Source organism: Streptomyces sp. NRRL S-1022, from assembly GCF_000720135.1.
Lineage (GTDB): Bacteria > Actinomycetota > Actinomycetes > Streptomycetales > Streptomycetaceae > Streptomyces.
Window position 1 is genome coordinate 1 of sequence record NZ_JOIU01000080.1, and the last position, 2,259, is coordinate 2,259.

The 2,259-nt window shown below is 73.5% G+C and carries 1 pseudogene; it reads right to left on the minus strand.

Annotated features, from left to right (window positions below):
• Nucleotides 1-2,259 (minus strand): annotated as a pseudogene (locus tag IG05_RS0140805) (type I polyketide synthase); the annotation flags it as partial.

A 2,259-nucleotide genomic window follows, 5' to 3' on the forward strand; every position in this document is an offset into this window, starting at 1 on the left:
CGTACACCTCCACCCCGCGGCGCCCGGCGTCATCGGCCTCACCGACGACGACCTGCACCTGCACACCACCCCGCTTCGGCAGCACCAACGGCACCGACAGCAGCAGTTCGTCCAGCGTCCCGGTACCGGTCTGTTCGCCGGCGCGCGTCGCCAGCTCCACCAGAGCGGTGCCCGGCAGCAGGACGTTCCCGTCGACGGCGTGTTCGGCGAGCCAGCCGTGGGTGTGCGGCGACAGCCGTCCGGTGAAGACATGGGTGTCCCGGTCGGCCAGGCCCACGGCCGCGCCGAGCAGCGGGTGCCGGGCGGGGGTCAGCCCCAGGCCGGCGGCGTCCAGCGGGGCACCCGGGCCCTCCAGCCAGTACCGCTCGCGCTGGAAGGCGTACGTGGGCAGGTCGACCCGGCGCGCACCGGGCAGGACCCTGGTCCAGTCGGGGCCGGCTCCGCGCAGCCGCAGCAGGGCCAGTGCCGCCGCCACGGACTCCGCCTCGGGCCGGTCGCGGCGCAGCGCCGGGGTGAGTACTCCGGCCTCCTCGGTCAGGCACGCCCCGGCGAGCGCGGTCAGGACGCCGTCCGGACCCAGCTCCAGGTATTCGGTGACGCCCTCGGACTGCAGGAACCGCACGCCGTCGTGGAACCGGACGGTACCGCGGATGTGACGGACCCAGTAGTCGGGTGACGTCAGCTCCTCGTCGGTGGCGAGGACACCCGTCACGTTGGAGACGACGGGGATCCGGGGGGCCCTGAACGTCAGGTCCGCGATGCTGTCGCGGAACTCGTCGAGGACCTCCTCCATGTGCGCGGAGTGGAAGGCGTGCGAGACCGCCAGGAGCCGGACCCGGGTGCCCTTGGCCCGCCAGTCCTCCATGACCTCGGTGACCACGTCCTCGTCGCCGGAGATCACCGTGGCGCGCGGGCCGTTGACGGCGGCGACCGAGACGCGCCCCTCGCCGTACGGGAGCAGCGAGGCACGGACCTCGTCCTCCGCGGCCTGGATCGAGGCCATCGCACCGCCCTCGCGGGCGGCCTGCATCAGGCGGCCGCGCTCGGCGACCAGGACGCAGGCGTCGTCGAGGTCGAGCACGCCGGCCAGATGGGCCGCGGTGACCTCGCCGAGGGAGTGGCCGAGCAGGTAGTCCGGCCGCACACCGTAGTGCTCGAAGAGCCGGTACAGGGCGACCTCGACCGCGAAGAGCGCGGCCTGGGTGAAGGCGGTCTGGTCGATCAGCGCGGCGTCGGCCGACGTCTCCGGGGCGAACAGCACCCCCTTGACGGGACGGACCAGTTCCAGGTCGAGGCGGGCGCACACCTGGTCCAGCGCGTCGGCGAACACCGGGTTCGTCTCGTACAGTTCGCGGCCCATGCCGAGCCGCTGGGCACCCTGCCCGGTGAACAGGAAGGCGGTCTTGCCGGGGCGGGTGGTACGGGTGCCGACCACGCCGGGGACCTGCCGGCCCTCGGCCGAACCGGCGAGCGCGGCCAGCCCCTCCAGGAGGGAGTCGCGGCTGTCGCCCAGGACGGCCGCGCCCCGGTCGAGCAGGGCGCGCCCGGTGGCCAGCGAGTAGGCGACGTCGGCCGCCTCCAGCCCGGGATTCGCCTCGACGAACCGGCGCAGGCGCTCGGCCTGGTCGCGCAGCGCCTTCTCGGTCTTGCCGGTGAGGATCCACGGCAGGACACGGGAGGGCGCACCGGACGTCCGGGCCGGTCGCGGCTCGGCCGGGGGCTCCTCGATGAGGACGTGGGCGTTGGTGCCGCTGATGCCGAAGGAGGAGATGCCCGCGCGGCGGGGGCGGCCGTCGGTCGCGGGCCATTCCCGTGCTTCGGTGAGCAGTTCGACGGCACCGGCGTCCCAGTCCACGTGGCTGGAGGGGTTGTCCGCGTGCAGGGTCCGGGGCAGCGTGCCGTGGCGCATGGCTTCGATCATCTTGATGACGCCGCCGACGCCGGCTGCTGCTTGTGAGTGGCCGATGTTGGATTTGAGGGAGCCGAGGTACAGCGGCTGGCCGTCCGGCCGTCCGGATGACGCGTTCCTGGGAGGGGCCGTTGGGTGCGGTGAGGCCGTTGCTGGCTCCGTCCTGGTTGACGGCGGTGCCGCGGATGAGGGCGAGGACCCGGTGGCCGTTCTTGCGGGCGTCGGAGAGGCGTTCGACCAGGAGCAGGCCGACGCCCTCGGACCAGCCGGTGCCGTCGGCGTCGTCGGAGAAGGACTTGCAGCGGCCGTCGGCGGACAGACCGCGCTGACGCGAGAACTCCACGAACGTG